The organism is Anaerosporobacter sp., from assembly GCF_965301125.1.
The window spans coordinates 1-4,083 of the sequence record NZ_CBDLAM010000255.1 but is presented as its reverse complement, the minus strand read 5'-3'; the positions used below and the strand labels follow the sequence as shown (position 1 = coordinate 4,083).

At 33.8% G+C, this 4,083-nt stretch carries 1 protein-coding gene; it reads left to right on the top strand.

Going from position 1 to position 4,083, the window contains the following annotated elements:
* Positions 1–147 precede the first annotated feature (147 nt).
* Positions 148–3,996 (top strand): hypothetical protein, encoded by a 3,849-nt coding sequence (locus ACW2QF_RS18100; protein ID WP_455717418.1) that lies wholly within the window; start codon positions 148–150, stop codon positions 3,994–3,996.
* Positions 3,997–4,083 lie beyond the last annotated feature (87 nt).

The following is a 4,083-nucleotide window of genomic DNA, read 5'->3' as shown; positions in this document are numbered from 1 at the left end:
ACCAAATCAAATAAATTAAAAGCAAATTTAGAGTGTATAAAGTAAATAAATGCAGAATAGGGGAGGGACAAGTTGTTTGACACATCTGGTATCAAATAGTATAATTCAAAATATAAATGTAAATAAATTCCAAATAGGAGGAGTACTATGAGAGGTAAAACAAAGACTAGGGGACTTGTGCGACCTGCATGGTGTAGAATGTTTGCACTTATATTAATGATTTCTACTGTGGTTGCTTCAATCCCAGAAAGAGCATTTACCGAAACCGTAACAAACGAGGTTTCAACGGTAACGAATGAGGAAGAAACAGCACCTGCTGGTGGTAATTCAGGATCGGCAATTGTATTGCCTGAGGAATGGAGAGGTTTAGGATACGCGGTGTATACAGGCGGAGACAAGAGCTTATCGCTATACACATGGAAAACAAGTATCGTTGGTGATGTACATACTAACAAAGATTTTTATTACCAAGGAACATCGTTGCTAATTAAGGGTGATTTAGAAGCGAGTGGAATGATTACTACGAATACTTCAAGTGAAGAGGGCTGTCTTCAAATAGACAACAAAGTTGAGAATGCTTCGAACATAGACATGCCGTTTATTACCCAAGAGATTTACGATCATATCAAAGATACTGCCCAATCTTATGATAGCGATAAAACGTTTGATAGTAATCGTGTTGCAGTTATTAATCCTATTTATGTGAATGGACGAACCACATTTAATGCTACAGAATTTCTTGGAAAAGGAATCATCTATAGCAAAGATTCCATTACCTATAATGTGGGATCTATTGCAACACCAGATGATTCAAGGATTTTATTATGTGCTGAAAATGGAGATATCACGCTAAATGGTTCTGAAATTAACATGAATGCCATACTATATGCTCCAAATGGAACTGTATATGTGAATGCCAATAATTTTAATTTAAACGGAAGAATTATTGCTAAACAGGTATGTATTAATGGTTCAATTATAAAAATTAATGCAACCGATGCAGACTTTGAATTGATAGACTTTATATTAAAACCAGAATTAAGTATAACAGTAGAAGGAAATCAAAAGGTTAACCGTAAAGTAAGTATTACTTTAGCGGAACTTGGAAGCACCAATTATGTAAAAGAAGATACAGTTACTTGGAAAATATATAAAGATAATGTATTAGCTGATGAACTGTATCGAATAGATGAAGAAGCATCTACTTATTTGAAAAAAGAGTTGCTGTTTAAAGAAGCAGGAAATTACGTTGTACAGATAGATGTAAAACGAGGAAATATAGTATATACAGAGCAAAAAGAATTCACAATTGTAGAGGATCTTCCTCCAATTGCTAATCTCGAATTAGAGAAGAAAGAATATACAAGAAATAAAGATGGAATTGCAACTATTAAAGCGAAAGATTTATCCTATTCGCCAGATAATGATACCATAGCTAATCGTATTTGGACAATCTATTACGATTCCAATAATGATGGGATTTATGGTAAAGATGAGGTTGTAGATACAATTACAGGAGAAACAACAGAATTATCATACGAAACCAAGAAAGTTGGTAAGTATAAAGTTGAATTAGAGGTTAAGGAATACTTTGAAGATACTATTCCTAAACTATTAACAGATGCTGATTATCTACGTGGCAATACAAGTGCTATGCAAGAGACTGATAAAAGTCTTGAAATTGTAAATACGGCACCAGAGGCAACCATAGATATCGAGAAAAAGAAATTCGCGGACATCGTATTTACAATTGGTAATGCACCGATAGATAAAATTAATACATATAGTGCTAAAATAAAAGAGTTAGAACAAACGTTAAAGGATAATAATATTGATGCTAAAATTAGTACAGTATCTACTTCTACGTTAACTGCAGAAGATCAATTTGCTTGGAAGGAGTATGACCACTATAACTATAAGGATCAGCATTTGCCTACGTTAGCGAAACATATCATATACAACAAAACTGATATTAAGATGCTAGGATATTCTGTTGCACCTTTGAAAGACTTCCTATATGTTGCAGATGATAATGCTGGACAGAAAATATTTGAATTCGATATCCAAAGGGATGCGACAGACTGGCATAGTATGGAAGGTGGAGGTTTCTTATTTAACACTACAGTTTCGGATGAAAAGAACTCGATAAAAGGCTTTTGTATTCTAATTACACAAGCTGGTTTAAAACTTGTACAGATAGACTGTAATAATTTATCTGGTTTTAGAAACGGTTCTTATAAAGCGGTACAGAATGCTGGTAAAATATTAAACACATATTCTATCCCAAATGTGTATTCAAATCATCATCTGAAAATAGTGGTAGACGCAAAGACTATTTCGGTTTTTGATGGGGATACAAAGATTATTGATAGCTATGTTCTACCTGATAATAATTATGGATACGGTTTTGGGCCAATAATCAGTCATGCTAGTCATGCTTGTAGTCAACAATCTTATTTTACATTTAAGAATATTACTATGCAAACAGTGAAAGGAAGTTCTCTTTCAGACATTATTAATGGTTTTGAGTGGAGAGAGAATGCAAGTCATTTTGTAATTAACCTAAGTAACGATTCTGTTCCAGAACTAGAAGAAGATGAGAAATTAGCAAGCATTGCAGAATCACTACTTGAAAATGAGGCACCATTTATAGGGCTTGGGACAACAAAAAACCATAATCAGTATTTGGATCTTATTAGCACCTCACAAACTGGTGGTATGTTCTTGGAAAATGATAATCTTAACTCAGCAATGGACAATGCAAATCAATATATCTTGGATAGTATATTGGCTAAAGACTATACGATTAAAGATTATATAACAAGTGATGATGTCATTGACTATATCAAGAACTACTCCGATGCAGAGAATGATGAAATATACGAAGAAAATTGGGAATATGAATATGACCCAACTGTATTTGGTGAATCAAAGGATGAGACACAATTAATAATTAAAAAGGGAGCAGAACCAATTACGAAGTTTGATCAAACTGGTGCCTATGCAATTAGACTTAGAGTACGAGATAACCCAGTTGGTGATAATGATGCATTAGATAAATACCGCCTTTGGTCAGGAAATATAGGCTATGATCGTCATATTTGTGTTCAGACCAGACCTACCGCTGATGTTAAAGTTGAAGTATTAAAAGATACAACTGATGCAACAAAGTGTACGGTGACAGCAAGCTATAATGCTGAGGACAAGGATCACCCTAGTGACGATAATAAAGGAATTCGAGAAGAGTTATTCTATTACAAGAATATAAAGGATGGAGAGTGGACAGAGGGACAACTCCCTAATAAAGTAGATATAGGTCAAACGTATTTGATCAAATATGTCGTTCGTGATGTAGAAGGAACTTATAGCAAGCCAGCAATTGGTATTGTCAAGACAAGTGAGTTTAAACAAAATAAAGTTGTCATTGATAGTGAAATACCAGATATCTTTATTAATACAACAAAAGAGGTTTACCAAGTTGGAGAAGAAATCCGTATTGATGGTTATGCGATTGACAATTATGGGGTGGATAAATTTGAATTGTATATTAACGGAGAAGTAGAATTAAATACACCTGGAAGAGTAATCTTAATTCCAGTAAATGAGGAAACACTTTCCATAGTAGCAAAGGCTGTTGATATCTATGGAAATTCCGCTGAAAAAGAAATGACCATTCAAGTGGTTGATACTTCTGACAAAATTGCTCCTACCATTGAAATTACCTCACCGAATGCAGATGCAGATCTCGGTTCTAACATTAGTTTTATTGGTACAATTAAAGATGAAAGCATACTAAAGCAATATTCTATCAGCTATCGCAAAGAAGGAGATGAAAATTATTCTATAGATGTACAAGGTACAGAACAGGTAGAAGGAGGAGAATTAGGACAGCTAGATATCTCAAAACTAGATGAGGGTGTCTATGAAATTTTAATTACTGCAGAAGATGAAGCAGGTAATCTTAGTTATTATGGAATGACATTAAATAACTATTAAGTAAAGAGGTAGAAGGAAAAGTAGCCGTAAAAGGCCAATGTCATTTAGTTAAGAATGACTCAAGAGTAGAGTATGTTAAAATACATA

Excerpts from the sequence above, each read along its gene's own strand:
- ACW2QF_RS18100 (WP_455717418.1), top strand. The coding sequence starts at position 148 with ATGAGAGGTAAAACAAAGACTAGGGGACTTGTGCGACCTGCATGGTGT.